Source organism: Streptomyces sp. NPDC002306 (genome assembly GCF_053593435.1).
This window is the reverse complement of sequence record NZ_JBSFCK010000002.1, coordinates 674,925-699,852: the sequence shown is the minus strand read 5'-3', so window position 1 is coordinate 699,852 and position 24,928 is coordinate 674,925. Positions and strand designations below refer to the sequence as shown.

General features: G+C 70.4%; 20 protein-coding genes and 6 tRNA genes. 15 read left to right on the top strand and 11 right to left on the bottom strand.

Translation table 11 applies throughout. From position 1 onward, the window contains the following. From ACWCQK_RS07580 to ACWCQK_RS07570, 3 genes are all read right to left on the bottom strand, one after another. On the bottom strand, positions 1 to 1,890 hold a 1,890-nt coding region (locus ACWCQK_RS07580; RefSeq protein ID WP_451152893.1), incomplete at its 3' end, for a DEAD/DEAH box helicase. A 244-nt stretch (positions 1,891 to 2,134) separates the two neighbouring features. Next, complete coding sequence (locus ACWCQK_RS07575) at positions 2,135 to 2,674, bottom strand: hypothetical protein (protein ID WP_451152891.1); 540 nt, start codon at positions 2,672 to 2,674, stop codon at positions 2,135 to 2,137. Between the two features lie 96 nt (positions 2,675 to 2,770). Beyond that, positions 2,771 to 3,121 (bottom strand): metallopeptidase family protein, encoded by a 351-nt coding sequence (locus ACWCQK_RS07570; protein ID WP_451152889.1) that lies wholly within the window; start codon positions 3,119 to 3,121, stop codon positions 2,771 to 2,773. A 225-nt stretch (positions 3,122 to 3,346) separates the two neighbouring features. On the opposite strand from ACWCQK_RS07570, the gene ACWCQK_RS07565 reads away from it, so the two are divergent. The 8 genes from ACWCQK_RS07565 (at position 3,347) to ACWCQK_RS07530 (ending at position 10,493) form a co-directional block, all read left to right on the top strand. Further along, positions 3,347 to 4,927, top strand: coding sequence for a metallophosphoesterase family protein (locus ACWCQK_RS07565; RefSeq protein WP_451152887.1), 1,581 nt, complete (start codon positions 3,347 to 3,349; stop codon positions 4,925 to 4,927). 80 nt (positions 4,928 to 5,007) lie between these two features. Beyond that, positions 5,008 to 5,080, top strand: a tRNA-Glu gene (locus ACWCQK_RS07560). Between the two features lie 49 nt (positions 5,081 to 5,129). After that, positions 5,130 to 5,204, top strand: a tRNA-Asp gene (locus ACWCQK_RS07555). Positions 5,205 to 5,228: 24 nt separating this feature from the next. Beyond that, a tRNA-Phe gene (locus ACWCQK_RS07550) sits at positions 5,229 to 5,302 on the top strand. Between the two features lie 81 nt (positions 5,303 to 5,383). Continuing rightward, positions 5,384 to 5,698 (top strand): hypothetical protein, encoded by a 315-nt coding sequence (locus tag ACWCQK_RS07545; RefSeq protein WP_451152885.1) that lies wholly within the window; start codon positions 5,384 to 5,386, stop codon positions 5,696 to 5,698. Between the two features lie 139 nt (positions 5,699 to 5,837). Beyond that, positions 5,838 to 9,815, top strand: a complete 3,978-nt coding sequence (hrpA, locus tag ACWCQK_RS07540; protein ID WP_451152883.1) for an ATP-dependent RNA helicase HrpA — start codon at positions 5,838 to 5,840, stop codon at positions 9,813 to 9,815. Positions 9,816 to 9,909: 94 nt separating this feature from the next. Further along, positions 9,910 to 9,984 (top strand) — tRNA-Asp (locus tag ACWCQK_RS07535). A gap of 317 nt (positions 9,985 to 10,301) precedes the next feature. Beyond that, positions 10,302 to 10,493, top strand: coding sequence for a DUF6274 family protein (locus ACWCQK_RS07530; protein WP_451152881.1), 192 nt, complete (start codon positions 10,302 to 10,304; stop codon positions 10,491 to 10,493). Positions 10,494 to 10,994: 501 nt separating this feature from the next. On the opposite strand, the gene bldC is transcribed toward ACWCQK_RS07530, so the two are convergent. Continuing rightward, positions 10,995 to 11,201: a developmental transcriptional regulator BldC gene (bldC, locus tag ACWCQK_RS07525; protein ID WP_003949541.1), complete on the bottom strand. Its 207-nt coding sequence runs from the start codon at positions 11,199 to 11,201 to the stop codon at positions 10,995 to 10,997. A gap of 660 nt (positions 11,202 to 11,861) precedes the next feature. Then, entirely contained in the window at positions 11,862 to 12,713 is an 852-nt protein-coding gene (locus ACWCQK_RS07520; protein WP_451152879.1) for a hypothetical protein, read from the bottom strand. A 222-nt stretch (positions 12,714 to 12,935) separates the two neighbouring features. Here ACWCQK_RS07520 and ACWCQK_RS07515 point away from each other — a divergent pair, with 222 nt between their 5' ends. Together ACWCQK_RS07515 and ACWCQK_RS07510 are read left to right on the top strand one after the other, a co-directional pair. Then, a complete protein-coding gene (locus tag ACWCQK_RS07515; RefSeq protein WP_451152877.1) occupies positions 12,936 to 14,033 on the top strand; it encodes a Leu/Phe/Val dehydrogenase in 1,098 nt (365 codons plus the stop codon). Positions 14,034 to 14,342: 309 nt separating this feature from the next. Continuing rightward, entirely contained in the window at positions 14,343 to 14,603 is a 261-nt protein-coding gene (locus tag ACWCQK_RS07510; RefSeq protein WP_385775458.1) for a DUF3073 domain-containing protein, read from the top strand. A gap of 139 nt (positions 14,604 to 14,742) precedes the next feature. Here ACWCQK_RS07510 and purM read toward each other — a convergent pair whose 3' ends face one another. The 6 genes from purM to purS form a co-directional block, all read right to left on the bottom strand. Then, the gene (gene purM / locus ACWCQK_RS07505; RefSeq protein ID WP_451152875.1) at positions 14,743 to 15,825 is read right to left on the bottom strand and encodes a phosphoribosylformylglycinamidine cyclo-ligase; all 1,083 of its coding nucleotides are present in this window, start codon (positions 15,823 to 15,825) and stop codon (positions 14,743 to 14,745) included. 43 nt (positions 15,826 to 15,868) lie between these two features. Further along, a complete protein-coding gene (gene purF / locus ACWCQK_RS07500) occupies positions 15,869 to 17,398 on the bottom strand; it encodes an amidophosphoribosyltransferase (protein WP_451152873.1) in 1,530 nt (509 codons plus the stop codon). Positions 17,399 to 17,629: 231 nt separating this feature from the next. Next, the gene (locus ACWCQK_RS07495) at positions 17,630 to 18,427 is read right to left on the bottom strand and encodes a sterol carrier family protein (protein WP_451152871.1); all 798 of its coding nucleotides are present in this window, start codon (positions 18,425 to 18,427) and stop codon (positions 17,630 to 17,632) included. 282 nt (positions 18,428 to 18,709) lie between these two features. Next, a complete protein-coding gene (gene purL, locus ACWCQK_RS07490) occupies positions 18,710 to 20,968 on the bottom strand; it encodes a phosphoribosylformylglycinamidine synthase subunit PurL (protein WP_451152869.1) in 2,259 nt (752 codons plus the stop codon). Beyond that, complete coding sequence (gene purQ, locus ACWCQK_RS07485; RefSeq protein WP_451152867.1) at positions 20,965 to 21,645, bottom strand: phosphoribosylformylglycinamidine synthase subunit PurQ; 681 nt, start codon at positions 21,643 to 21,645, stop codon at positions 20,965 to 20,967. The genes purL and purQ overlap by 4 nt, the downstream gene beginning before the upstream one ends. Further along, on the bottom strand, positions 21,642 to 21,905 hold the full coding sequence (gene purS / locus ACWCQK_RS07480; RefSeq protein ID WP_015659417.1) for a phosphoribosylformylglycinamidine synthase subunit PurS: 264 nt from the start codon (positions 21,903 to 21,905) through the stop codon (positions 21,642 to 21,644). Before purS ends, purQ begins: the two co-directional genes overlap by 4 nt. A 338-nt stretch (positions 21,906 to 22,243) precedes the next feature. Between purS and ACWCQK_RS07475 the strand changes: the two genes are divergently transcribed. The 5 genes from ACWCQK_RS07475 (at position 22,244) to ACWCQK_RS07455 (ending at position 24,911) form a co-directional block, all read left to right on the top strand. Then, positions 22,244 to 22,561, top strand: a complete 318-nt coding sequence (locus tag ACWCQK_RS07475) for a histone-like nucleoid-structuring protein Lsr2 (RefSeq protein ID WP_385775446.1) — start codon at positions 22,244 to 22,246, stop codon at positions 22,559 to 22,561. A gap of 126 nt (positions 22,562 to 22,687) precedes the next feature. Beyond that, positions 22,688 to 22,759, top strand: a tRNA-Gly gene (locus ACWCQK_RS07470). A gap of 80 nt (positions 22,760 to 22,839) precedes the next feature. After that, a tRNA-Gly gene (locus ACWCQK_RS07465) sits at positions 22,840 to 22,915 on the top strand. 143 nt (positions 22,916 to 23,058) lie between these two features. Then, positions 23,059 to 24,138 carry an ABC transporter ATP-binding protein gene (locus ACWCQK_RS07460; RefSeq protein WP_451152864.1) on the top strand — a complete coding sequence of 360 codons (1,080 nt, stop codon included), beginning with the start codon at positions 23,059 to 23,061 and terminating at the stop codon, positions 24,136 to 24,138. Then, positions 24,135 to 24,911, top strand: a complete 777-nt coding sequence (locus ACWCQK_RS07455) for an ABC transporter permease (RefSeq protein WP_451152862.1) — start codon at positions 24,135 to 24,137, stop codon at positions 24,909 to 24,911. The genes ACWCQK_RS07460 and ACWCQK_RS07455 overlap by 4 nt, the downstream gene beginning before the upstream one ends. Positions 24,912 to 24,928: the final 17 nt, after the last annotated feature.

Sequence of the window (24,928 nt, the reverse complement as noted above, 5' to 3'; positions counted from 1 at the left end):
GTCACGGTTGAAGCCACCACGGTCGTCACGACGGTCACCGCCACCGAAGGAACGGCCACCACGGTCGCCGTCCCGGCGGTCGTCACGACGGTCGTCACGGCGGAAGCCGCCACGGTCGTCACGACGGTCACCGCGGTCACGGTTGAAGCCACCACGGTCGTCACGACGGTCACCGCCACCGAAGGAACGGCCACCACGGTCGCCGTCCCGGCGGTCGTCACGACGGTCGTCGCGACGGAAGCCGCCACGGTCGTCACGACGGTCACCACGGTCACGGTTGAAGCCACCACGGTCGTCACGACGCTCGTACGAGTTGGAGTACGAGGACGACGGCGCCGTCCGCTCCTCGCGCTCGGCCCGGTCGACGTCCTGCGCCGCCGGCTGCTCCGGCACCGAGACCTCGGCGACGGCCTGCGACGCCTCGGCCTGCGCCTCGGCGACCGCGGCCTCCGGGTCCTCACCGCGCTCGCGGGCGGCGCGGGCGACCAGACGGTCGGACTCCTCGCGCAGCTCGCTCGCGCGGCGCTGCGCCCGCTCCAGCTCCTTCGTGAGTTGGGCGACCTCGCGCTCGGCCTGCTGAGCCGCGTTGCCCGCCGACTCGGCCTGGACCTCGGTCATCGAGCGGGCGCCGGTGATCTCGGCCACCTCCGGCTCGAAGGCGGCACCGCCCTGGATGATGTGACGCCCGGCGTCGACGCCGGCGTCCTCCATGAGGCGGAAGATCTGGCGGCGCTGGTGCGGCAGGGACAGCGACACGACGGTGCCGGAGCGGCCCGCGCGAGCGGTACGGCCGGAACGGTGCAGGTAGTCCTTGTGGTCACCGGCCGGGTCCACGTTCAGCACCAGGTCGATGCCGTCGACGTGGATACCGCGGGCGGCGACGTCGGTCGCGACGAGCGCGTTGACGTAGCCGTCCTTGAAGTCCGCCAGCGTCCGGGTGCGGGCGCCCTGCGTCATGCCGCCGTGCAGCGCGTCGGCCTTCACACCGGCGTCACGCAGCTGCTCGGCGATGCGGTCGGCGCCCAGCTGGGTGCGGACGAAGATGATCGTGCGGCCCTTGCGGGAGGCGATCGCGGCGGTGACCGGCGCCTTGTCCTTGGGCTTCACGATGAAGATGTGGTGCGACATGGTCGTGACGTTGCCCTGGGCGCTGTCGACCTCGTGCGTGACCGGGTTGGTCAGGTAGCGCTTGACCAGCGTGGAGATCTCGTTCTCCATCGTGGCCGAGAACAGCATCCGCTGGCCGCCGGCCGGGACCTGGTCGAGCAGCTCGGTGACCTCGGGCAGGAAGCCCAGGTCGGACATCTGGTCGGCCTCGTCGAGAACGGCGATCTGGGTGTTCTCCAGCGAGCAGGCGCCACGGTTGATGATGTCGCGCAGCCGGCCCGGGGTGGCGACGAGGACGTCGACGCCGCGCTCCAGGGCGTAGATCTGGTTGCCCATCGACGTGCCGCCGCAGACGACCTTCATCTTCAGGCCGAGGACGTCGCCGTAGGGCTGCAGCGCGTCGGCGACCTGCATGGCCAGCTCACGCGTCGGCGTGAGGATGACGGCGCGCGGCTTCTTCTTCTCGGTGCGGCCGCCGGCGAGCTGCGCCAGGGCCGGCAGACCGAAGGAGAGGGTCTTGCCGGAGCCGGTGCGGCCACGGCCGAGGATGTCCTTGCCGGCCAGGGCGTCCGGGATGGTCGCGGCCTGGATCGGGAAGGGGGTGGTCACGCCGTTCTGGGCGAGCTTGCGGACGACGCCCTCGGGCAGGCCGAGGTCGGCGAAGGTGAGCTGCGCCTCGGTCGTCGTCTCGGTCTCGGCGGCCGTCTCGACGGTCGCCTCGAACTGCTCGTCGTTGTCGCCGTTCTCGGGCACGACGGCGTGATCAGTACTGGAAATGGACATGCGAATGCGAAACCTTCCGGAGTCTCGTCGGCACGCGCCCGTCAACTCCGTGTTTCGCATTACGACCGCCTCAATGCGGTCCGCCACGGCAAGGGAGAGTACGCGCCACACGGCGCGCTCTGCGTTGGCGCCGGGCAAATGGGATCAAACGATCTACCACCATACGCACCCCCCACCCCCCAAGGCAAATCCGACCCCATAACCGCAGGTCACGACCGCTGCCCGGCCTTGGAAACCATGGCCGTCACGGCGCCGGCCACCCCGCCTCGGGCGCCGGTTCCCGCTGCACCAGCTGCGGTCCGGTCTCCTCGTGAGCGGACGACGACGGCTCCGCGACGGTCGGGTCCGGCGAGGCCGGCGGCTGCGGCGACGGATCGCCGGGCGGCTCCGGCGGCGCGGTGCTGCCCGGCGGCGGGCTCGGCTGGACCCCGGTCGGCGACGGCCCGCCCGGCTGCACGGTCTGTCCCGGCCCCGCGGGCGCCGACGCGCTCACGCTCGCGCCGGCGCCCGCCGACCGCGAGGCCGACGGGGACGCCGAGTCCCCGTCCCCGCCCCTGCCGTCCTTGCCGTGCCCGGGCCCGTGACCGCGCGCCCCCCCGCCGTACCCCGCGCCGCCGCCCGGACCGCCCTGCCCTCCGCCCGGGGCCCCGCCGCCCCGCTGCCCCGCCGAGTGCGACGGCCTGGCCTGGCTGCCGTCGTCGTCGCCCACGCTCATGCAGCCGGCGGCGGCGGCCACGGCCAGGGCCGTCACGGCCAGGCGGACGGGTACGTACAAAGGGCGCACGGGAGCCACCTCCGGGTGGACGAAGAAGTCAACGTGCCCAACTCCCGCCGCCCGCATGAGGACACGCGCCGGCCCGCCGTACCCGGGCGCGTCCGGTCAGCCGTAGCCGAGCGCGTGCAGCCGCTCGTCGTCGATACCGAAGTGGTGGGCGATCTCGTGCACCACCGTCACCTCGGTCTCCGCGACGACGTCCTCCCTCGTGTCGCACATCCTGAGCGTGGGCCCCCGGTAGATCGTGATCCGGTCCGGCAGCACGCCCGCGTACCACTCACCGCGGTCCGTGAGCGGGGTGCCCTCGTACAGTCCGAGCAGCTCGGGGTCGTCGGCGGGCGGTTCGTCCTCGACGAACACCGCGACGTTGTCCATCAGCCGGGTCAGCTCCGGCGGGATCCGGTCGAGCGACTCGGCGACCAGTTCCTCGAAGTCCTCGCGCGTCATCTCCAGCACAGGCCCATTGTCCGGTACGGCGGCCCCATGGGCCCGATGCGTCGTCGGGTACGGGCGGCCCGCGCGCCCGGTGCGGGTCCGATACGACGGGCCGTGCGCCCGGTGCGGGTCCGATGCGACGGGCCGTGCGCCGGCCGCGCGTCCGGTACGGCGGCTCCCTCGGCCCGACGCGAGAGCCGGACGGCCGGCCGCATACCCGACGGGGGACTTGGGCATACGCGACCAATGGTTCGCGTCCCCGTCCGCGCCCGAGTCCCCGCCGCCGTCCTGAACCGCATACGCAGAGCGCCCCGCACCCCGGCCCGCCGCCGGTCCGTCCGCCGCGCCCGGCCGACGCTCGAGCTCGTGCCCCGGCCGCACCCCTGGATCCGCGCCCTGGGCCTGGTGGCCGTGGTCCTCGCCGGCGCCTGGCTGGGACTGCTGACCGTCGGCGACGTACGGGTGCCGGTGGGCCCCATGGACACCACGATGACCCTGCGCCCCTCCCTCACCGGCGGCACGAAGATCAACGTCTCCCCGCTGGGCGCGCTCAGCCTGGACAGCCATGTCGCCCCCGTGCGGCTGGACGTGAACGTCGACCAGCTCGACCCGGTCCGCGCCCGGGCCCTGGTCGACCACCCCGAGCGCATCACGGGCCTCCAGGACGAGGTGACCCGTGACGTGGAGCACGGCACGCTCGACCTGGCCGTGCGCTCCTGCGTCGCGGTCGTCACCGGCGCCACCACCCTCGGCCTCGCGGTCTACCGCCGCCCCCGCCGCGCCCTCGCCGCCGGCGGCCTGGCCCTCGCCCTGCTCGCGGCCTCCGGCGGAACGGCGTACGCCACCTGGAAGCCGGAGTCGGTCCTGGAGCCGAGGTTCTCGGGACTGCTGTCGTCCGCGCCCTCGCTGGTGGGCGACGCGCGCAGCATCGTCACCGAGTTCGACGTCTACCAGCAGGAGTTGGCCCGCCTGGTGACGAACGTGACGAAGCTCTACGACGTCACGTCCACGTTGCCCGCCTACTCGCCGGACCCGAGCACCATCCGGGTCCTGCACGTCTCCGACATCCATCTCAACCCGGCGAGCTGGAAGATCATCGCGTCGCTGGTGGAGCAGTACAAGGTCGACGTGATCGTCGACTCCGGCGACACCATGGACCACGGCACGGCGGCGGAGAACGGCTTCCTCGACCCGATCGCCGACCTCGGCGCCCCGTACGTCTGGGTCCGCGGCAACCACGACTCGCTCCTCACCCAGCGCTACCTGGAGGGCATGAAGAACGTGCACGTCCTCGACGACGGGCGGGCCGAGACCGTCGCGGGCCTGCGCTTCGCGGGCATCGGCGACCCGCAGTTCACGCCCGACCGCTCGACCGAGCCGGGCGGCGACTCGGCCGAGTACCTGGCGGGCGCCCGGCTGGCCTCGGCGCTGCGCGACCAGAAGGCGGCCGGCACGCCGGCCGACGTGGCCATCACCCACGAGCCGTTCGCGGCGCGCCTGACGGACGGCGAGGTGCCGCTCGTGCTGGCCGGCCATCTGCACCACGAGGGGACCGAGGTCATGAAGCGCGGCACCCGGCTGCGCGTGGAGGGCTCGACGGGCGGCAGCGGACTGCGGGCCGTGGAGGGCACCTACCCGGATCCGATCGAGACCTCGATCCTCTACTTCGACCGCGACACCCGGCGCCTCCAGGCCTGGGACGAGATCAAACTCGGCGGCCTGGGGCTGACCACGGCGGAGGTCAGCCGCCACCTCCCGGAGGAGAACCAACCAGGGGCGCGCCGGTCCCCCAGCCCCTCCGGGACCCCCTCCACGACCGCCCCGTAAACCGTTTTGGCGATACCTCCCGCCATCCCATATGCTTCTCACGTCCCCGACGCGCTGAGAAGCGCCCAGGCGGGCCGATAGCCCTCATCGTCTAGCGGCCTAGGACGCCGCCCTTTCAAGGCGGTAGCACGGGTTCGAATCCCGTTGGGGGCACGCAGTACGGTGTGCGACACTTGCGTCGCTGGTTCGCACACAACAGCTTGGTCCTGTGGAGCAGTTTGGAGTGCTCGCCACCCTGTCAAGGTGGAGGCCGCGGGTTCAAATCCCGTCAGGACCGCTGAGGTTTCCCCGGAAGCCTCGTGGCTGGGTAGCTCAGTTGGTACGAGCGATCGCCTGAAAAGCGATAGGTCGCCGGTTCGACCCCGGCCCCAGCCACAAGTCAGAAGCCCCATCCGTTCGGATGGGGCTTTTGTCGTACATCCCTGGTGGGCGTGGTGCTGAGGGGGCGCGGGCGCGATGGTTCGGAGTCAGGCCAGGATCGATCAGGACACCGAGTTGGAGAAGAACCGGGCTCGGTACGGACTGCTCGCCGTCGTGGTCAGCAATCTCGCCATCGCCGGCGTCGCGATCTTCGGCGTCTGGCGGCTCGACGGCGACAAGGCCGTGATCGTCGGTGTGCTCACCGCCGCGTTCACCGCGGTGAGCAGCATGACCACCGCCTACCTGAGCATCAAGGCCATCTCCAACACCGCCCGCTCCATCGCCCTCGGCGACGGCCCGCGCCAGGACTACGCGCCGGCACCCGCGCCACCGGAACAGCGCACGCCCTGACCCGCGCCCGCGTCGGGGCCGAAGCCGCGGGTCAACCGACGCGCGAAGCCGCGGACGGAGCGACGGTCCGCGCCGCGTACCACGCCGGAGACAAAAGGGTTCGCCACGGATTTCCCCGGGATGAGATCCTGGATCGCGTATGTCTACGCACCCTGCCCCCGCCCTCGGCGCCCTCGCCCCCCGCCTGACCGAGCTGACCCTGCGCGACGCGCACCGGCTCGGGCGCAGGCTCGAAGGCGCGCGCAAGATCCGTAAGCCGGAGGCCCGCGCCGCCGTCCTCGCCGAGATCGAGACGGAGGTCGCGAGCGCCGAGGAACGCATGGGCCGGCGACGCGCCCGTGTCCCGGCCGTCAGCTACCCCGAGCAGCTGCCGGTCAGCCAGAAGAAGGACGAGATCGCGGCCGCCATCCGCGATCACCAGGTCGTCATCGTCGCCGGTGAGACCGGTTCCGGGAAGACCACGCAGATCCCCAAGATCTGTATGGAGCTGGGGCGTGGCGTGCGCGGCATGATCGGGCACACCCAGCCCCGCCGTATCGCCGCCCGTACCGTCGCCGAGCGCGTCGCCGAGGAACTGAGCACCCCTCTCGGGGAGGCGGTCGGCTGGAAGGTGCGGTTCACCGACCAGGTGAACCCGGACGCCACCTTCGTGAAACTGATGACGGACGGCATCCTGCTGGCCGAGATCCAGACCGACCGCGAGCTGCGCGCCTACGACACGATCATCATCGACGAGGCCCACGAGCGGTCCCTCAACATCGACTTCCTGCTCGGCTACCTGGCCCAGCTGCTGCCCAAGCGCCCCGACCTCAAGGTCGTCATCACCTCCGCGACCATCGACCCCGAGCGCTTCTCCCGGCACTTCGGCGACGCCCCGATCGTCGAGGTCAGCGGGCGTACCTATCCCGTGGAGGTGCGCTACCGCCCGCTCCTCGAAGAGGACTCCGAGGACGCCGACCGCGACCAGATCACCGCGATCTGCGACGCCGTGGAAGAGCTCCAGGGCGAGGGCAAGGGCGACATCCTGGTCTTCCTCTCCGGCGAGCGCGAGATCCGCGACACCGCCGACGCGCTGACCAAGAAGAACTACCGCTTCACCGAGGTGCTCCCCCTCTACGCCCGGCTCTCCCACGCCGAGCAGCACCGCGTGTTCCAGCCCCACACCGGCCGCAGGATCGTTCTGGCGACCAACGTCGCCGAGACCTCGCTGACCGTGCCGGGCATCAAGTACGTCATCGACCCCGGCTTCGCCCGTATCTCCCGCTACAGCCACCGCACCAAGGTCCAGCGGCTGCCCATCGAGGCGGTCTCGCAGGCCAGCGCCAACCAGCGCAAGGGCCGCTGCGGCCGTACGTCCGACGGTGTCTGCATCCGGCTGTACTCCGAGGACGACTTCCTCGCCCGGCCGGAGTTCACGGACGCGGAGATCCTGCGGACGAACCTCGCCTCCGTCATCCTCCAGATGACCGCGGCCGGCCTCGGCGACATCGAGAAGTTCCCCTTCATCGACCCGCCGGACCACCGCAACATCCGCGACGGCGTCCAGCTGCTCCAGGAACTGGGTGCCCTGGACCCGGCGCAGCAGGACGCGCGCAAACGGCTCACCGACACCGGCCGCAAGCTCGCCCAGCTGCCCGTCGACCCGCGGCTGGCCCGCATGGTCCTGGAGGCCGACAAGAACGGCTGTGTCCGCGAGGTCATGGTCATAGCGGCGGCGCTCTCCATCCAAGACCCGCGTGAGCGCCCGGCCGACAAGCAGACCCAGGCCGACCAGCAGCACGCCCGCTTCAAGGACGAGACGAGCGACTTCCTCGCCTACCTCAACCTCTGGCGCTACGTCCGCGAGCAGCAGAAGGAGCGCGGCTCCTCCGCCTTCCGCCGCATGTGCAAGCAGGAGTACCTCAACTTCCTGCGCATCCGGGAGTGGCAGGACATCTACAGCCAGCTCCGCACGGTCGCGAAGGGGATGGGGATCCATCTCAACGAGGACGACGCGCCCGGCCAGAGCGTCCACGTCTCCCTGCTCGCCGGCCTCCTCTCCCATGTCGGGATGAAGGACGTGAAGGAGACCGGGGGCGAGAGCGGGCGGAGCACGGGGAAGAACGAGTACCTGGGGGCCCGCAGCGCCAAGTTCGCGATCTTCCCCGGCTCGGCCCTCTTCAAGAAGCCCCCGCGCTTCGTCATGTCGGCGGAGCTGGTGGAGACGAGCCGCCTGTGGGCCCGCGTCAACGCGCGGATCGAGCCGGAGTGGGTCGAGCCGCTCGCCGAGCACCTCCTCAAGCGCACCTACAGCGAGCCGCACTGGGAGAAGGACCAGGCGGCCGTGATGGCGTACGAGAAGGTCACGCTGTACGGCGTGCCGATCATCGCGCAGCGCAAGGTCAACTACGGGCGGATCGACCCGGAGACCTCCCGCGAGCTTTTCATTCGCAACGCGCTCGTCGAGGGCGACTGGCGCACGCACCACAAGTTCTTCGCGGACAACCGCAAGCTGCTCACCGAGGTCGAGGAGCTGGAGCACCGTGCCCGGCGCCGGGACATCATGGTCGACGACGACACCCTCTTCGACTTCTACGAGCAGCGGGTCCCCGAACACGTCGTCTCGGGCGCCCACTTCGACTCCTGGTGGAAGCACAAGCGGACCGAGCAGCCCGACTTCCTGGACTTCGAGCGGGCGATGCTCATCCGGGAGTCGGCGGAGGCGGTCACCAAGGACGACTACCCGGACTCCTGGCGGCAGGGGCCGCTGAAGTTCCGCGTCACCTACCAGTTCGAGCCGGGCGCGGACGCCGACGGCGTGACCGTGCACATCCCGCTCCAGGTCCTCAACCAGGTCACGGACGAGGGCTTCGACTGGCAGATCCCGGGTCTGCGCGAGGACGTGGTCACCGAGCTGATCCGCTCCCTGCCCAAGCCGGTCCGCCGCCACTACGTACCCGCGCCGAACTACGCGAAGGCGTTCCTGGACCGGGCGGTGCCCTTGCAGGAACCGCTGTCCACCACCATGGCCCGTGAGCTGAAGCGGATGGTCGGTGTCCCCTTCGAGGCCGAGGACTTCGACTGGGGCCGGGTCCCCGACCACCTGAAGATCACGTTCCGGATCGTCGACGAGCGGCGCCGCAAGCTCGCCGAGGACAAGGACCTGGAGAAGCTGAAGCTCCGGCTCAAGCCGAAGGCCCGCGAAGCCCTCTCCCAGGCCGCGGCGGCCACCGCCGAGCGCCAGGGCGGCGAGTCCCTGGAGCGCACGGGCCTGACGGACTGGAGCATCGGCACCCTCACCCGCGTCTTCGAGACCCGCCGGGCCGGCCAGCCGGTGAAGGCGTACCCGGCGCTGGTCGACGACGGCCCGACGGCCGGCACCGTCTCCGTCCGTCTCTTCGACACGGAGGCGGAGCAGGCCGAGGCCATGTGGAAGGGCGCCCGGCGGCTGATCCTGCGCAACATCCCGGTGAACCCGGCGAAGTTCGCCTCGGACAAGCTGACGAACGCCCAGAAGCTCGCCCTGTCCGCGAACCCGCACGGATCGATCCAGGCCCTGTTCGACGACTGCGCGATGGCGGCCGCGGACAAGCTGATCGCCGACTTCGGGGGCCCGGCGTGGGACGAGGAGTCGCACCGGAAGCTGTACGACAAGGTGCGCGCCGAGATCGTCGACACGACGGTCCGTACGGTCGGGCAGGTGCAGCAGGTGCTGGCCGCCTGGCAGGCCTGTGAGCGCCGCCTGAAGGACGCGCGCAGCCCCGCACTCCTGGCGAACCTCCAGGACGTACGCAAGCAGCTGGACGCCCTCGTGAAGCCCGGCTTCGTCACGGAGACCGGACTGCGGCGACTGCCGGACCTGATGCGCTATCTGGTGGCCGCCGACCGCCGCCTGCAACAGATGCCGACCAACGTCCAGCGGGACACGACCCGTATGGAGAAGGTCCACGAGATGCAGGACGAGTACGCCTGGCTGCTGGAGCAGATGCCCCAGGGCCGCCCGGTCCCCTCCTCGGTCCTGGACATCCGCTGGATGCTCGAGGAGCTCCGGGTCAGCTATTTCGCCCACGCGCTGGGCACGGCGTACCCCGTCTCGGACAAGCGGATCGTGAAGGCGATCGACGCCGCCGTGCCGTGACCAAGCCTGCACGTTGGGTGAGTTCGACCAGGGGGCTCACCCTCCTGTACAGTCTGTTCTCGCAGCGCAACGCAGGAAAAGCGCCGCGAAACCTGGTCCTGTGGAGCAGTTTGGAGTGCTCGCCACCCTGTCAAGGTGGAGGCCGCGGGTTCAAATCCCGTCAGGACCGCATAGATCGACTGAGGCCCGCGCCCTTCTGGGACGCGGGCCTCAGTCGTGCCGCGGCAGCACCGCGTGACGCGGCCGCCGCCGGGCAGGCCACATCCCGTCAGGACCGCGCGGGCGCAAGAGAGGTGAGGGAGGGGCGGGAGAGGCCGGGCCCGCCGACCCGGGGCACTCTTACCCGTACACCTGTGCCGTACCTCCGTACCGTGCGCCCGTGCCGTGCCTCCGTGCCCCGCGCCCGTGCCGTCTTGACGTCGCCAGGCCCGCCCAGTACCCAGGGAGCAGGGGCCCCTTCCCCGCACAGCCCTCCGGAGGTGGCGTATGGCGGCGACGGCCAGGCACGAGACGCGGGCGTTGCTCCGCGCGCATCTGGCGGCCGCGTCGTCCTACCGGCATCTGACCCGCCACTGCCCGATCTGCCACCGCCTGCTGCGGCTGGAGTTGGGCACGGCCCCCCAGGAGGCGGAGGGCCGCGCCGAGGCCGTCGAGGACGAAAGCCCTTCCCCGGCGTGACCGGCGCCAGGAGGGATCTCATCTAGCGCACATGAGCCAGAGGCAACAAGGACTCTGGCATGTGACGGGTGTCACCGCATGAGTTTTAGAAAGCGCGGTACTTACCCGACTCCTACAACTAGTCAATTTAATATGTGCAATTGTACTGGTGCCGACAGTCGCACACAGGAGATCCGACACCCCTCCCCAGACTCCGACAAGGCCGCTCACAGACCGGCCACCGGCCCACGGCCGGGGCGCCGGCGGAGCGGCGCCGGAGCACCACGCCGGCATCGCGAGGGCGCCGCGGGTGGGTCGCCGGGGTTGTCGCGAGGGCACAAAAAAAGATCGCGCTGGACCCGGCGGAGTCCAGCGCGATCCACGACGCACCCTGTGCTGTTGCCTGAAGGCTTGGGCGGGGGGCCTGTTGGGGCAGGACCCGCGTCGCTTGGAGCTGTGGTTCCGGGCGTCGACGGGTTGGGGGACCTGCCGGTTTGCCCGGTATTCAGTTGTTCAGGCTGTTCAGGCCTCGCTGCGCTGCTGCGGGATACCCGCGAGCAGTGCGCGGACCTCAGCCTCGCGGTAACGGCGGTGTCCGCCGAGCGTGCGGATGGACGTGAGCTTGCCGGCCTTCGCCCACCGCGTGACCGTCTTGGGGTCGACACGGAACATGGTGGCGACCTCAGCCGGGGTCAGCAGCGGCTCGGCATCAGGGGTGCGAGCGGTCATGAGCGGCCTCCTCGGGAGAACCGAACCTTCTCGGTTCTTTCCTCTAAATTCTGCACCTTGACCCGCGTTGCCCGAAATGGCGGACGCGAGTCGAGTCGGTTATAGGACGAACGGCTTGTCCTCGGCACTACAACTACACCATCCGTCCAGCCGCGTCGGCCAAACCGATGGAATTGCCCTCCCAGGTGTTCATCAGCGACGGAAGCCGATGGACCATGCCATAGCGGACAGTCACGCCTCTGTGACGATCAGTCACAGGGGCGATCAGGAGTCACCAGACCCCCCAAAGCACGCATTACTAAGATTCCGCCCATAGGGAGCGCATCTGGACGGATGGAGCCTCCCCGGACTCCTTGTCCTATTTTGGCACGAGGAGTGGCATGGGATGCAAGAGACGGGTACGTGCGGTCTGTCACGCTTGACACAAACGCCCGGATCGGGACCAACGTCCCGTCGCTTTCACGAAGTCCGGTAGACGGTACGTCGTTCGTAGCGTTTTCGGCCGTGACGCATGTCACCCATCGCACACATGTCGCCCACTGCACGCCTGCCGTCCCGTCAGCACACCCCCGCACGACAGCCCGACCACGCGGGCGGTCAGGTCACGCCTGCGGTCAGTCACGCCCGCGGTCCGACCGGGCGTCAGGTCACTCACCTCGGTCAGTTGGCCGACCGGCGGTCCCGCACCGACCGCCACCGCACCACGAGCCGGGCGTACGCCTCCCCCGCCGCGGGGCCGTCGCCGCGCCGCAACGCCTCGATCCCCTCGGCCACGTCCGCGGCCGAACGGTCGTCCTCCAGCTCACCGCCCGGCAGGGCGTGCACCAGGCCGCCGTAGTCCAGCTCCACCAGCGAGCGCGGGTGGAACTCCTCCAGCCAGCGCCCCACGTCCACCAGGCCGTCGATGAGCGGCCCTTCGTCCATCGCGTCCCGCAGGGTGCGCAGGGCCCGCGCCACCCGGCGCCGCGCCTGCACCATCGGAGTCCGGTAGCGCAGCACGGGCGGCTCGTCCTCGGCGGCGCCGGACCCCTTGTCGTACTCCCGCTCCTCGTCGGAGACGAGCACGAACCAGTTCAGCGGGACCTGCCAGGTCGCCGTCCGGATCCAGGGGCGGGCGTCGGGGTTGCGGGCCAGCCAGCGCTCGTAGTCCTGGGCGGCCTGGTCGCGCACCAGCGCCGGGAGCACCGAGTCCAGGACCGTCCGCGGCAGCACCTCGTCCAGTTCCTCCAGCGCCTGCCAGCCGCGCAGCCGGGTCCGCCAGGGGCAGACGCACAGCACGCCGTCCACGTCGGCCACGAAGGCGTCGCCGCTCTCGTGCACCGGTACCGGGATCGGCGGGGTCGGCAGCAGGTCGGCCAGCGAGCGGCGCAGCTCGTCCTGGTACGAGGGTCGGGCCGGGCGCCGGGCGTAGCGCGCCCAGTGACTGCGCTCCGGCTCCGGGAAGGCGGCCAGTGGTTCGTAGACGCGCAGATAGGTCGCGTACGGGACGATCACCGAGGACACCTTGGGCACGCCTGCTCCCTCCCCCGCGGACCGCCCGGGAAAACTGCGGAACCCGCACACAAACACGCGGGAAAACTATGCAAATCGTCGCACGGTGGTACTCCGGGAGTAGGTGATCCTGAGCACTGCGCGGTCGACCGGTACGGGCAGGCTCTACTCTCGTGCCACAGCGCCCGCCACCCCTACGGGAGCTGTTCTCCGACCGCCGCTACTTACCCTGGAGTCACCACAGTGACCGACGTAACCGGCGCGCATGCTGATGTACTGCACACCCTGTTCCACTCGGATCAGGGGGGTCATGAGCAAGTCGTGCTCTGCCAGGACCGCGCCAGCGGTCTCAAGGCCGTCATCGCCATCCACTCCACCGCCCTGGGCCCCGCCCTCGGCGGCACGCGCTTCTACCCGTACGCGACCGAGGCGGAGGCCGTCGCCGACGCCCTGAACCTCGCGCGCGGCATGTCGTACAAGAACGCCATGGCCGGTCTGGACCACGGCGGCGGCAAGGCCGTGATCATCGGCGACCCCGACACGATCAAGTCGGAGGAGCTGCTCCTGGCCTACGGCCGGTTCGTCGCCTCGCTCGGCGGCCGCTACGTCACGGCCTGCGACGTCGGCACCTATGTCGCCGACATGGACGTCGTCGCCCGCGAGTGCCGCTGGACCACCGGGCGTTCCCCCGAGAACGGCGGCGCCGGCGACTCGTCGGTGCTGACCGCGTTCGGGGTCTACCAGGGCATGCGGGCCAGCGCCCAGCACCTGTGGGGCGACCCCTCGCTGCGCGGCCGCACGGTCGGCATCGCGGGCGTCGGCAAGGTCGGCCACCACCTCGTGGAGCACCTGCTGGCGGAGGGCGCGCGGATCGTGATCACGGACGTGCGCGCGGACGCCGTGCGGCGGATCCTGGACCGGCACCCGGAGGGTGTGAGCGCGGTCGCCGACACCGAGGCGCTGATCCGGTTCGAGGGGCTCGACATCTACGCCCCCTGCGCGCTCGGCGGCGCGCTGAACGACGCCACCGTGCCGGTGCTGACCGCCAAGATCGTCTGTGGCGCGGCCAACAACCAGCTCGCCCACCCGGGGGTGGAGAAGGACCTCGCCGACCGCGGGATCCTCTACGCGCCGGACTACGTGGTGAACGCCGGCGGGGTCATCCAGGTCGCCGACGAGCTGCACGGCTTCGACTTCGAGCGGTGCCGGGCGAAGGCCGCGAAGATCTTCGACACCACGCTGGCCATCTTCGCACGTGCGAAGGCGGACGGGATTCCGCCGGCCGCGGCGGCCGACCGGATCGCCGAGCAGCGGATGGCGGAGGGCCGGTCGGCACACTGATCGACGGGCACGCCACAGGTGTGCTCGCGGCTTCGGGCGGTACCCGTCGGCGGGAACTTCGAGAGAACTCTCACGTCTACCGGCGGGTCGTGCTCGGATAAGTGGTTAAAATCGCCACTGACCAGCGAGGACAGGGCGCCTCGAAGGTCCTGCGCACACGCGCGTCCTGCGGGCGACGTACCGTATGGGCGTGGGCTCAGGTACCGTGGAAGCCCTACGGACCGGCCTCTCCACGGAGAGTCCGTTCCGGATCATGAACGCGTGTCAGACTCTGGGGCCGTCGAGCCCCGTCACCGAGGGGGTCGAGCCATGGGGCGCGGCCGGGCCAAGGCCAAGCAGACGAAGGTCGCCCGCCAGCTGAAGTACAACAGCGGTGGGACTGACCTGTCGCGTCTGGCCAGCGAGCTGGGCGCATCGACTTCGAGCCAGCCGCCGAACGGCGAGCCGTTCGAGGACGACGACGAAGAAGAAGACGACCCGTACGCGCAGTACGCGGATCTGTACAACGACGACGATGAGGACGAGGACGACGAGTCCGGTCCCTCATCGCAACAACGTCGCGGCGCTTGACGCATCAGCGCCTCCAGCAGTTTCCGCGGCTCCCGTAGCGACTGCACTCCACCCGGTCCGGGGCATCAGCGCCGGACCGGGTTTTGTGCTGCCGTTTCTCCTCCGGCCGCCGTTACCGCCGTCATCGTGGCGGAGGGTCTCAGACCGCGTAGTCGCCGACCAGCTCGGCGCCCGTCGTGTACTCGCCCCGGTCCGTGATCTCACCGGCGACCCAGGCCTCGACGCCCCGGTCGGCCAGCGTCGCCAGGGCCACGTCGGCGGACTCCTCCGGCACGATCGCGATCATGCCGACCCCCATGTTCAGGGTCTTCTCCAGCTCCAGCCGTGCCACGTCACCGGTCTTGCCGACCAGATCGAAGACCGGGGCCGGGGTCCAGGTGGCGCGGTCGACGATCGCGTGCAGGTCGTCCGGGACGACCCGGGCCAGATTGGCCGCCAGGCCGCCGCCGGTGATGTGCGAGAAGGCGTGCACATCGGTGGTGCGGGTCAGGGCCAGGCAGTCCAGCGAGTAGATCTTGGTGGGCTCCAGGAGCTCCTCGCCCAGCGTGCGGCCGAACTCCTCGATCCGCGCGTCCAGCGACAGGCCCGCCTGGTTCAGCAGGACGTGCCGGACGAGGGAGTACCCGTTCGAGTGAAGCCCGGACGCCGCCATGGCGATCACGGCGTCCCCCGTACGGATGCGATCGGCGCCGAGCAGCCGGTCGGCCTCCACCACGCCCGTACCGGCGCCGGCGACGTCGAAGTCGTCCTCGCCCAGCAGGCCGGGGTGTTCGGCCGTCTCGCCGCCCACCAGGGCGCAGCCGGCCAGCACACAGCCCTCGGCGATGCCCTTGACGATCGAGGCGACCCGCTCGGGGTGGACCTTGCCGACGCAGATGTAGTCGGTCATGAACAGCGGCTCGGCGCCGCACACCACGATGTCGTCCATGACCATCGCGACCAGGTCGTGGCCGATGGTGTCGTACACGCCGAGCTGGCGGGCGATGTCGACCTTCGTGCCGACACCGTCCGTGGCGGAGGCGAGCAGCGGACGCTCATAACGCTTGAGGGCGGAGGCGTCGAAGAGGCCGGCGAAACCACCGATGCCACCGAGGACCTCGGGGCGCCGGGTCTTCTTGACCCACTCCTTCATCAGCTCCACGGCGCGGTCGCCCGCTTCGATGTCGACACCCGCTGTTTTGTATGACGCCGCTGCGTAGCTGGCACCAGTTGTCTCAGACATGACGGTGAGAACTTTCGTGTCGTACGGCAGGTAGGGCGAGGCGCTACGGGCGCCGGATCGCGTCGGACGCGGCCGTGGCGGCGGGCCCGGCGGCCAGCTCGGTCTCCAGGAGCTGCTTGCCCAGCAGTTCGGGGTCCGGGAGCTCCATCGGGTACTCGCCGTCGAAGCAGGCGCGGCACAGGTTCGGCTTGGCGATGGTGGTCGCCTCGATCATGCCGTCGATGGAGATGTAGGCCAGGGAGTCGGCGCCCAGCGAGGTGCCGATCTCGTCGATGCTCATGCCGTTGGCGATGAGCTCCGCGCGGGTGGCGAAGTCGATGCCGAAGAAGCAGGGCCACTTCACGGGCGGCGAGGAGATCCGGATGTGGATCTCCGCCGCGCCCGCCTCGCGGAGCATACGGACCAGGGCGCGCTGGGTGTTGCCGCGCACGATCGAGTCGTCGACGACGACCAGACGCTTGCCCTTGATGACTTCCTTGAGGGGGTTCAGCTTCAGGCGGATGCCCAGCTGGCGGATGGTCTGTGAGGGCTGGATGAAGGTCCGGCCCACATAGGCGTTCTTGACCAGACCGGCGCCGAAGGGGATGCCGGACGCCTCCGCGTAGCCGATCGCGGCCGGGGTGCCGGACTCCGGGGTCGCTATGACCAGATCGGCCTCGGCGGGGGCCTCCTTCGCCAGGCGGCGGCCCATCTCCACCCGGGAGAGGTACACGTTCCGGCCGGCGATGTCGGTGTCCGGGCGGGCCAGGTACACGTACTCGAAGACACAGCCCTTGGGCTTCGCGTCCGCGAATCGGGAGGTGCGCAGACCGTTCTCGTCGATCGCCACGAACTCGCCCGGCTCGATCTCGCGGACGTAGCTGGCGCCGCAGATGTCGAGGGCGGCGGACTCGGAGGCGACGACCCAGCCGCGCTCCAGCCGGCCGAGGACCAGCGGGCGGATGCCCTGCGGGTCACGGGCGGCGTAGAGCGTGTGCTCGTTCATGAAGACGAGGCTGAAGGCACCCTTGACCTGCGGAAGGACCGTCTGGGCGGCCTCTTCGACGGTCAGCGGCTTGCCGTCGGCGTCGACCTGGGCCGCCAGCAGGGCGGTGAGAAGGTCGGTGTCGTTCGTGGCGGCCACGCGGGTGGAGCGGCCGTTGGTGTCCTTCGGCAGGTCGGCGACCATCTCGGCGAGCTGCGCCGTGTTCACCAGGTTGCCGTTGTGGCCGAGGGCGATGGAACCGTGCGCGGTGGCACGGAACGTCGGCTGGGCGTTCTCCCACACGGAGGCGCCGGTGGTCGAGTAGCGGGCGTGTCCGACCGCGATATGACCCTGGAGCGAACCGAGCGAGGTCTCGTCGAACACCTGGGAGACGAGACCCATGTCCTTGAAGACGAGGATCTGGGAGCCGTTGCTCACCGCGATGCCCGCGGATTCCTGGCCCCGATGCTGCAGGGCGTAGAGCCCGAAGTAAGTGAGCTTGGCGACCTCTTCGCCGGGAGCCCAGACACCGAAGACGCCGCAAGCGTCCTGGGGGCCTTTCTCGCCGGGGAGCAGATCATGACTGAGTCGACCGTCACCACGTGGCACGCCACCGAGTGTAGGCGAGATCGACCACTGGTCCGAATTGGGGTTACCGGTCGGTAAGGAAGCGCGCGGCGGCGAACGCTTGGAGGATTTTTTCGTTTCCGCTGGTCAGCGGGCCGGTGTGGTGAGCGGGTCGATGGCCGCGCGAGCGGTCGGGGCGACCGCGTGGGGGCCGTTCGACGGGTGCGAGTGAGGCGTCGCACACGCTTCGCCCGCCGGACGGGCCGGTTTCCGTCACGTCAGCAGCGGGAGGAGGGCCCCGAGGTCCGCCCGTTCCCCGCTCGCGACGACCAGGGCCTCCTCGATCGCGGTCCGCCACCCCAGGCGTCCGGTCGCCAGCCGGATCCAGGTCAGCGGGTCGGTCTCGACCACGTTGGGCGGGGTGCCGCGGGTGTGCCGGGGGCCCTCTACGCACTGCACGACAGCGAACGGCGGAACGCGCACCTCCGTGGAACCACCGGGGGCCCGCACGGCGAGCGCGTCGGCGAGGAGACGGGTGCAGGCGGCCAGCGCCTGACGGTCGTACGGGATGTCGAGGCCCGGCACGGCGGCGTTCAGGTCGTCGGTGTGCACGACGAGCTCGACGGTCCGGGTGACGAGGTAGTCGGCGAGCGGCATGGCGCCCGCGTTCGTGGCGAGCAGCCGGCCGCCGGGATGCTCGGCGAGCAGCTCGGTGAAGCGTCGCTCGACCTCGGCGAGGTGGGCGTCGAGGTCCCCGTGGCGCTCGGCGAGCCGGCGGCCCGTGTCGGCGATGCGCCCGGACCCGGCCGAGGTCGCGAACGGCCAGTCGAGCACGGTGGCGTCCTGCTTCGCGGGCTCCGGCTCGTCGAGGAACCGGCCGACGGCCGAGAGGCTCGTCCCGAGGTGCGCGACCAGGTCCCGTACGGTCCACTCCCCGAGCCGGGTGGGAAGCGCGAGCCGCTCGGGGGTGAGGGCGGGGACGGCCGCCCGTACGTTCCCGAACTGGGCGAGGACCGCGGTGCGGGTCCTGACGGGGTCGTAGGTCCGGGTGCGCTTCTTTGCCGGGGACATGCCGGTGAGCCTAGGGCCTTTCGCCAGGATCAGGCCGGTCGTCGGTCGTCGCCGACCGAGCCGTTCCGGGCGGCCCGGGCGGGGTGCGGCGGCCGGTGGCGCGGTCGACGCGGGCGCGGAGGACCTGGCACCGACGTGGTCGCCGAGGCCCTCGCCACCGGCGGTCCCGAGCACGGCCTCGCACGGCGAAGGCCCCGCCCGGGGGAACGGGCGGGGCCTTCGTCGTCGTACTCCTGCGGGCGTCCCGCGCGGGGGCGGAGCGCCGTGCGTGAGACAGGCGCCCTACGCGAGCAGCGCCGGGATCGTGCCCTCGTGGGCCTCGCGCAGCTCCGCCAGGGGCAGCGCGAACTCGCCCTGGAGCTCGACCGTGTCACCGTCGACGACACCGATACGGGTGACGGGCAGACCGCGCGCGCCGCACATGTCGTTGAAGCGGAGCTCCTCCGAACGCGGAACGGCGACGACCGCGCGGCCCGCCGACTCCGAGAACAGGAAGGTGAAGGCGTCGAGCCCGTCGGGGACGACGAGTCGCGCGCCCTTGCCGCCGAGCAGCGCCGACTCGACCACGGCCTGGATCAGACCGCCGTCGGACAGGTCGTGCGCGGCGTCGACCATGCCGTCGCGGGAGGCGGAGATCAGGATCTCGGCGAGCAGCCGCTCGCGCTCCAGGTCGACCTTGGGCGGCAGACCGCCGAGGTGGTCGTGGATCACCTGCGACCAGGCCGAGCCGCCGAACTCCTCGCGGGTGTCACCGAGGAGGTAGAGCAGCTGGCCCTCCTCCTGGAAGGCGACAGGCGTACGGCGGGCGATGTCGTCGATGACGCCCAGCACGGCCACGACCGGCGTCGGGTGGATGGCCGCCTCGCCCGTCTGGTTGTAGAGCGAGACGTTGCCGCCGGTCACCGGGGTGCCGAGCTGCTGGCAGGCGTCGGCGAGACCACGGACGGCCTCGGCGAACTGCCACATGACGGCCGGGTCCTCGGGCGAGCCGAAGTTCAGGCAGTCGGAGACCGCGAGGGGCTTGGCGCCGGTGGTGGCGACGTTGCGGTACGCCTCCGAGAGGGCCAGCTGCGCGCCCGCGTACGGGTCGAGCTTGGCGTATCGCCCGTTGCCGTCGGTCGCGATGGCGACACCGAGCCCGGTCTCCTCGTCGATGCGGATCATCCCGGAGTCCTCGGGCTGGGCCAGCACCGTGTTGCCCTGCACGAAGTGGTCGTACTGGGAGGTGATCCAGGACTTCGACGCCTGGTTCGGGGACGCGACCAGCTTCAGGACCTGGTCCTTCAGCTCCTCGCTCGTCGCCGGGCGGGGCAGCTTGTTCGCGTCGTCGGCCTGGAGCGCGTCCTGCCAGGACGGGCGGGCGTAGGGGCGCTCGTAGACCGGACCGTCGTGGGCGACCGTGCGCGGGTCCACGTCGACGATCTTGCCGCCGTGCCAGTAGATCTCCAGCCGGTCGCCGTCGGTGACCTCGCCGATGACGGTGGCGATGACATCCCACTTGTCGCAGATCTCCAGGAACCGGTCGACCTTCTCCGGCTCGACGACCGCGCACATGCGTTCCTGCGACTCGCTCATGAGGATTTCCTCGGGAGACAGAGTCGAGTCGCGCAGCGGGACGTCGTCCAGGGTGACCCGCATACCGCCGGAGCCGTTGGACGCGAGCTCGCTGGTGGCGCAGGACAGACCGGCCGCGCCGAGGTCCTGGATGCCGACGACCAGCTTCTCGGCGAAGGCCTCCAGGGTGCACTCGATGAGGAGCTTCTCCTGGAAGGGGTCGCCGACCTGGACGGCCGGACGCTTCGACGGCTTGGCGTCGTCGAAGGTCTCGGAGGCGAGGATCGACGCGCCGCCGATGCCGTCGCCGCCCGTGCGGGCCCCGTAGAGGATGACCTTGTTGCCCGCGCCGGACGCCTTCGCGAGGTGGATGTCCTCGTGCCGCATCACGCCGATGGCACCGGCGTTGACCAGCGGGTTGCCCTGGTAGCAGGAGTCGAAGACGACCTCACCGCCGATGTTGGGCAGGCCCAGGCAGTTGCCGTAGCCGCCGATGCCGGCGACGACACCCGGCAGGACACGCTTGGTGTCGGGGTGGTCCGCCGCGCCGAAGCGCAGCGGGTCGACGACGGCGACCGGCCGGGCGCCCATCGCGATGATGTCGCGGACGATGCCGCCGACACCGGTCGCGGCGCCCTGGTAGGGCTCGACGTACGACGGGTGGTTGTGCGACTCGACCTTGAAGGTGACCGCGTAGCCCTGGCCGACGTCGACGACACCGGCGTTCTCCCCGATGCCCACGAGCAGCGCGTCGGACTGCGGAGCCTTCTCGCCGAACTGGCGCAGGTGCACCTTCGAGGACTTGTACGAGCAGTGCTCGGACCACATGACCGAGTACATGGCGAGCTCGGCACCGGTGGGCCGACGGCCGAGGATCTCCACGACCCGCTCGTACTCGTCCTTCTTCAGACCGAGTTCGGCCCAGGGCAGCTCGACGTCGGGGGTAGCGGCCGCGTGCTCGACCGTGTCCAGAGGCGTCCGGCTCATGCGTTGACCAGCTTCTTGAGGATCGAGGTGAAGAACGGGAGGCCGTCGGTGCGGCCCGAGCCGATCAGCGGCTCGACGGCGTGCTCCGGGTGCGGCATGAGGCCCACGACGTTTCCGGCCTCGTTGGTGATGCCGGCGATGTCGCGCAGCGAGCCGTTGGGGTTGACGTCCACGTAACGGAACGCGACCCGGCCCTCGGCCTCGAGCTGGTCGAGGGTGTACTCGTCGGCGACGTAGCGGCCGTCCATGTTCTTCAGCGGAATATGGATCTCCTGGCCGGCCGTGTAGTCGGCGGTCCAGGCGGTGTCCGCGTTCTCCACCCGCAGCTTCTGGTCGCGGCAGATGAAGTGGAGGTGGTCGTTGCCGAGCATCCCGCCGGGCAGCAGATGGGCCTCGGTGAGGACCTGGAAGCCGTTGCAGATACCGAGGACCGGAAGGCCGTCCTTGGCCTGCGCGATGACGGTCTCCATCACCGGCGAGAAGCGGGAGATGGCGCCGGCGCGCAGATAGTCGCCGTAGGAGAAACCGCCGGGCAGCACCACGGCGTCGACCTGGTGGAGGTCCTTGTCCTTGTGCCAGAGAGCGACGGGCTCGGCGCCCGCGAGGCGGATCGCGCGCTGCGTGTCCCGGTCGTCGAGGCTGCCCGGGAAAGTGACGACGCCAATACGAGCGGTCACTTCGCGGCCTCCGCGACTTCCTCCACCTTGACGGTGAAGTCCTCGATCACGGTGTTGGCGAGGAAGGATTCCGCAAGATCGTGGATGCGGGCGAGGGCGGCCTCGTCGACCGGCCCGTCAACTTCCAGTTCGAATCGCTTTCCCTGACGTACGTCGGAGATGCCTTCGAAACCCAGCCGCGGCAGTGCGCGCTGCACCGCCTGGCCCTGGGGGTCGAGGATCTCCGGCTTGAGCATGACGTCGACTACGACGCGTGCCACTGGCACTCCCGGTGTGTGGTGCTGAGCAGGTCCCTTCAGACTACCCGCACAAAATTTCTACGCGGGTAGAGTTGTAGGAAACTACGTGACGGCCATCACGATCCCGCATCGGAGGGGGCTCGCATGAAAATTTCCGGGAAAGATCCGGGATCGGAACCCGGCATCTATTGCGCCCGGACACGCGGAGAGATTTAGTCGGGCTTCACATTGCATTGCCGAGCACTGTACAAATGAATTGGCAATAGCCGATACTTTGTCCATTAACAGGCGGACAGTCGGCATCTCCGAGGCGTCCCGGCACGTCATCACTGAGATGCCGCACGAAGGGACCGATATTCGTGGCGCAGAAGGTCGTAGTCACTCTCTTTGACGACATCGACGGCTCGGAAGCGGCGGAAACGATCGCCTTCGGACTCGACGGCAGGTCGTACGAGATCGACCTGAATGAAGCCAATGCCAGGAAACTGCGCAAGGCACTCGCCCCGTACGTGGACGCCGGCCGCAAGCGGTCGAAGTCGGGCAAGGCCTACCGGCAGACGGAGGTCGCCCCCGACCCGGCGGCCGTCCGGGCCTGGGCCCAGGCGAACAAGATGGACGTCCCCGCGCGCGGGCGGATCCCCAAGAAGGTCTACGAGGCGTTCTCCGCGGCTCAGTGAGCGGTCGGCCGACGCCCGGTCACGCGCCCCTCGGAACAACCGACTTGCGCTGCACCCCTCCTGGTCAGCTAGAGTCTGGAGCACGCCGAGGGGCGAGGGCGAAAAACCCCACCTCACGGAGTACATGCGGGTGTAGTTCAGTAGCAGAACATCCCCCTTCCAGGGGGAAGGCGCAGTGTGCAATTCCTGTCACCCGCTCTGCAGCACGGCCATGACCACTCTTGTGGATCAGGTAGGCTGGTGCTCGCGCCGATCGGTGAGAGCCGGTCGGAGGCAATGCGGACGTAGCTCAGTTGGTAGAGCGCAACCTTGCCAAGGTTGAGGTCGCGAGTTCGAGCCTCGTCGTCCGCTCCACGAAAACCCCGGTCCCCGTGACCGGGGTTTTTTCGTGCCGCCCGTGTCTCTCCTCCGGCATCGGTGCCGCTTCTGACATTTGTCATCCGCGGTGATGACAGCGCGCACTCCCGCCGGGCCCGGTCCGCCGGGACGCTGAGGGCATGGATACCGACGAACGCGAGCACGTGATCGAGGTCACCGACCTGCGGCGGGTGTACGGGGGCGGGTTCGAGGCCGTACGCGGGATCACCTTCCATGTCGGCCGCGGCGAGGTCTTCGCACTCCTCGGCACCAACGGGGCCGGCAAGACGTCGACGGTCGAACTGCTGGAGGGGCTCGCCCGGCCGGCCGGGGGACGGGTCCGGGTCCTGGGCCTCGACCCGTACGCCGACCGCGACGCCGTGCGGCCGCGGACCGGGGTGATGCTGCAGGAGGGCGGGTTCTCCGCCGAGCTGACCGTCGCCGAGACCACCCGGATGTGGGCGGCCTGCGTGAGCGGGGCGCGCCCGCAGCGGGAGGCGCTGGCCCTGGTCGGACTGGAGGCCAGGGCGGACGTACGGGTGAAACAGCTCTCCGGGGGCGAGCGGCGGCGCCTGGACCTGGCGCTGGCACTGCTCGGTGAGCCCGAGGTGCTGTTCCTGGACGAGCCGACCACCGGACTGGACGCCGAAGGGCGCCGGGACACCTGGGACCTGGTGCGCGCGCTGCGCGACGCCGGGACGACCGTGCTGCTCACCACGCACTACCTGGAGGAGGCGGAGGCACTCGCCGACCGGCTGGCGATCCTGCACCGGGGGCGCGTCGCCGCCGCCGGGACACCGGCCGAGGTGACCGCCGCCCAGCCGTCACGGATCTCCTTCGACCTGCCCACCGGGTACTTCGTGGGGGACCTGCCGCCGCTGCGCGAGTTCGGGGTGTGCGGGCACGGGGTGGACGGCCGGACGGTACGGCTGCGCACGTACGAGTTGCAGCGGACGGCCACCGGGCTGCTGGTGTGGGCCGAACGGAACGGCGTCGCACTGGGCCGGCTGGACATGCGGCCGGCGTCGCTGGAGGAGGCGTTCCTCGGGATCGCGTCGCGGACGGGGGCCGGGGGCCTGTCCGGGGCGGGTTCCCGGAGCGTGTCCGGGACGGATGCCGAAGACGCGTCCGGGGCCGGTTCCGCGGGCGCGACCCGGGCCGGTTCCACGTCCGGGGGTGCCTTCGACGGGGCTTCCGCCGCCGAGAAGCGTGCGGCGTGAGCGGCGCGGTCACCACCCCCGCGGGCCGCATGGCCGCCCTCGCGCGGGCCGAGCTGACCCTGCTGGGACGCAGCAGGAGCACGATCGTCGCGGCCGTACTGGTGCCGCTCGCGCTGCCGTTCAGCGTGCGGTCCGCGGTCGAGCAGATGGACGTCGAGGACGTCGGACTCACCGTCGGACTGGTGATCATGCCCGCCGCGATCGGGTTCTCGCTGCTGTTCGCGGTCTACTCGGCGCTCGTCGGCGCCTACACCGCGCGGCGCGAGGAACTCGTCCTGAAGCGGCTGCGCACGGGGGAACTGCGGGATGCCGAGATCCTCGCCGGGGCCGCGCTCCCCTCGGTCACCGTGGGACTGGTCCAGTCGCTGCTGCTGACGGCCGGCTGTGCCGCCCTGCTCGACATGTCCGCGCCCCGCGCACCCCAGCTGGCCGTTCTCGGGCTGCTGTCGGGCCTCGTCCTGTGCGCGTCCCTGGCCGCCGTCACCTCGGCCCTCGCGCCGAGCGTCGAGAGCGCGCAGGTGGCCTCGTTCCCGCTGGTGCTGGTGTCGATGGTCGGCTCCGGTGTGACGGTCCCGCTGGAACTGCTGCCGGACCGGCTGGCCTCGGTGTGCGCGCTGCTGCCGCTGTCACCGGTGATCACACTGGTGCGCGGCGGCTGGACCGGCGGTCTGAGCGCGTACGAGGCGCTGGGTGCCGTGACCACCGCCCTGGCCTGGACCGGGCTCGCGGTGTTTGCTGTACGGCGGTGGTTCCGCTGGGAACCGCGGCGCTGAGGTACGGGGGGCACGGG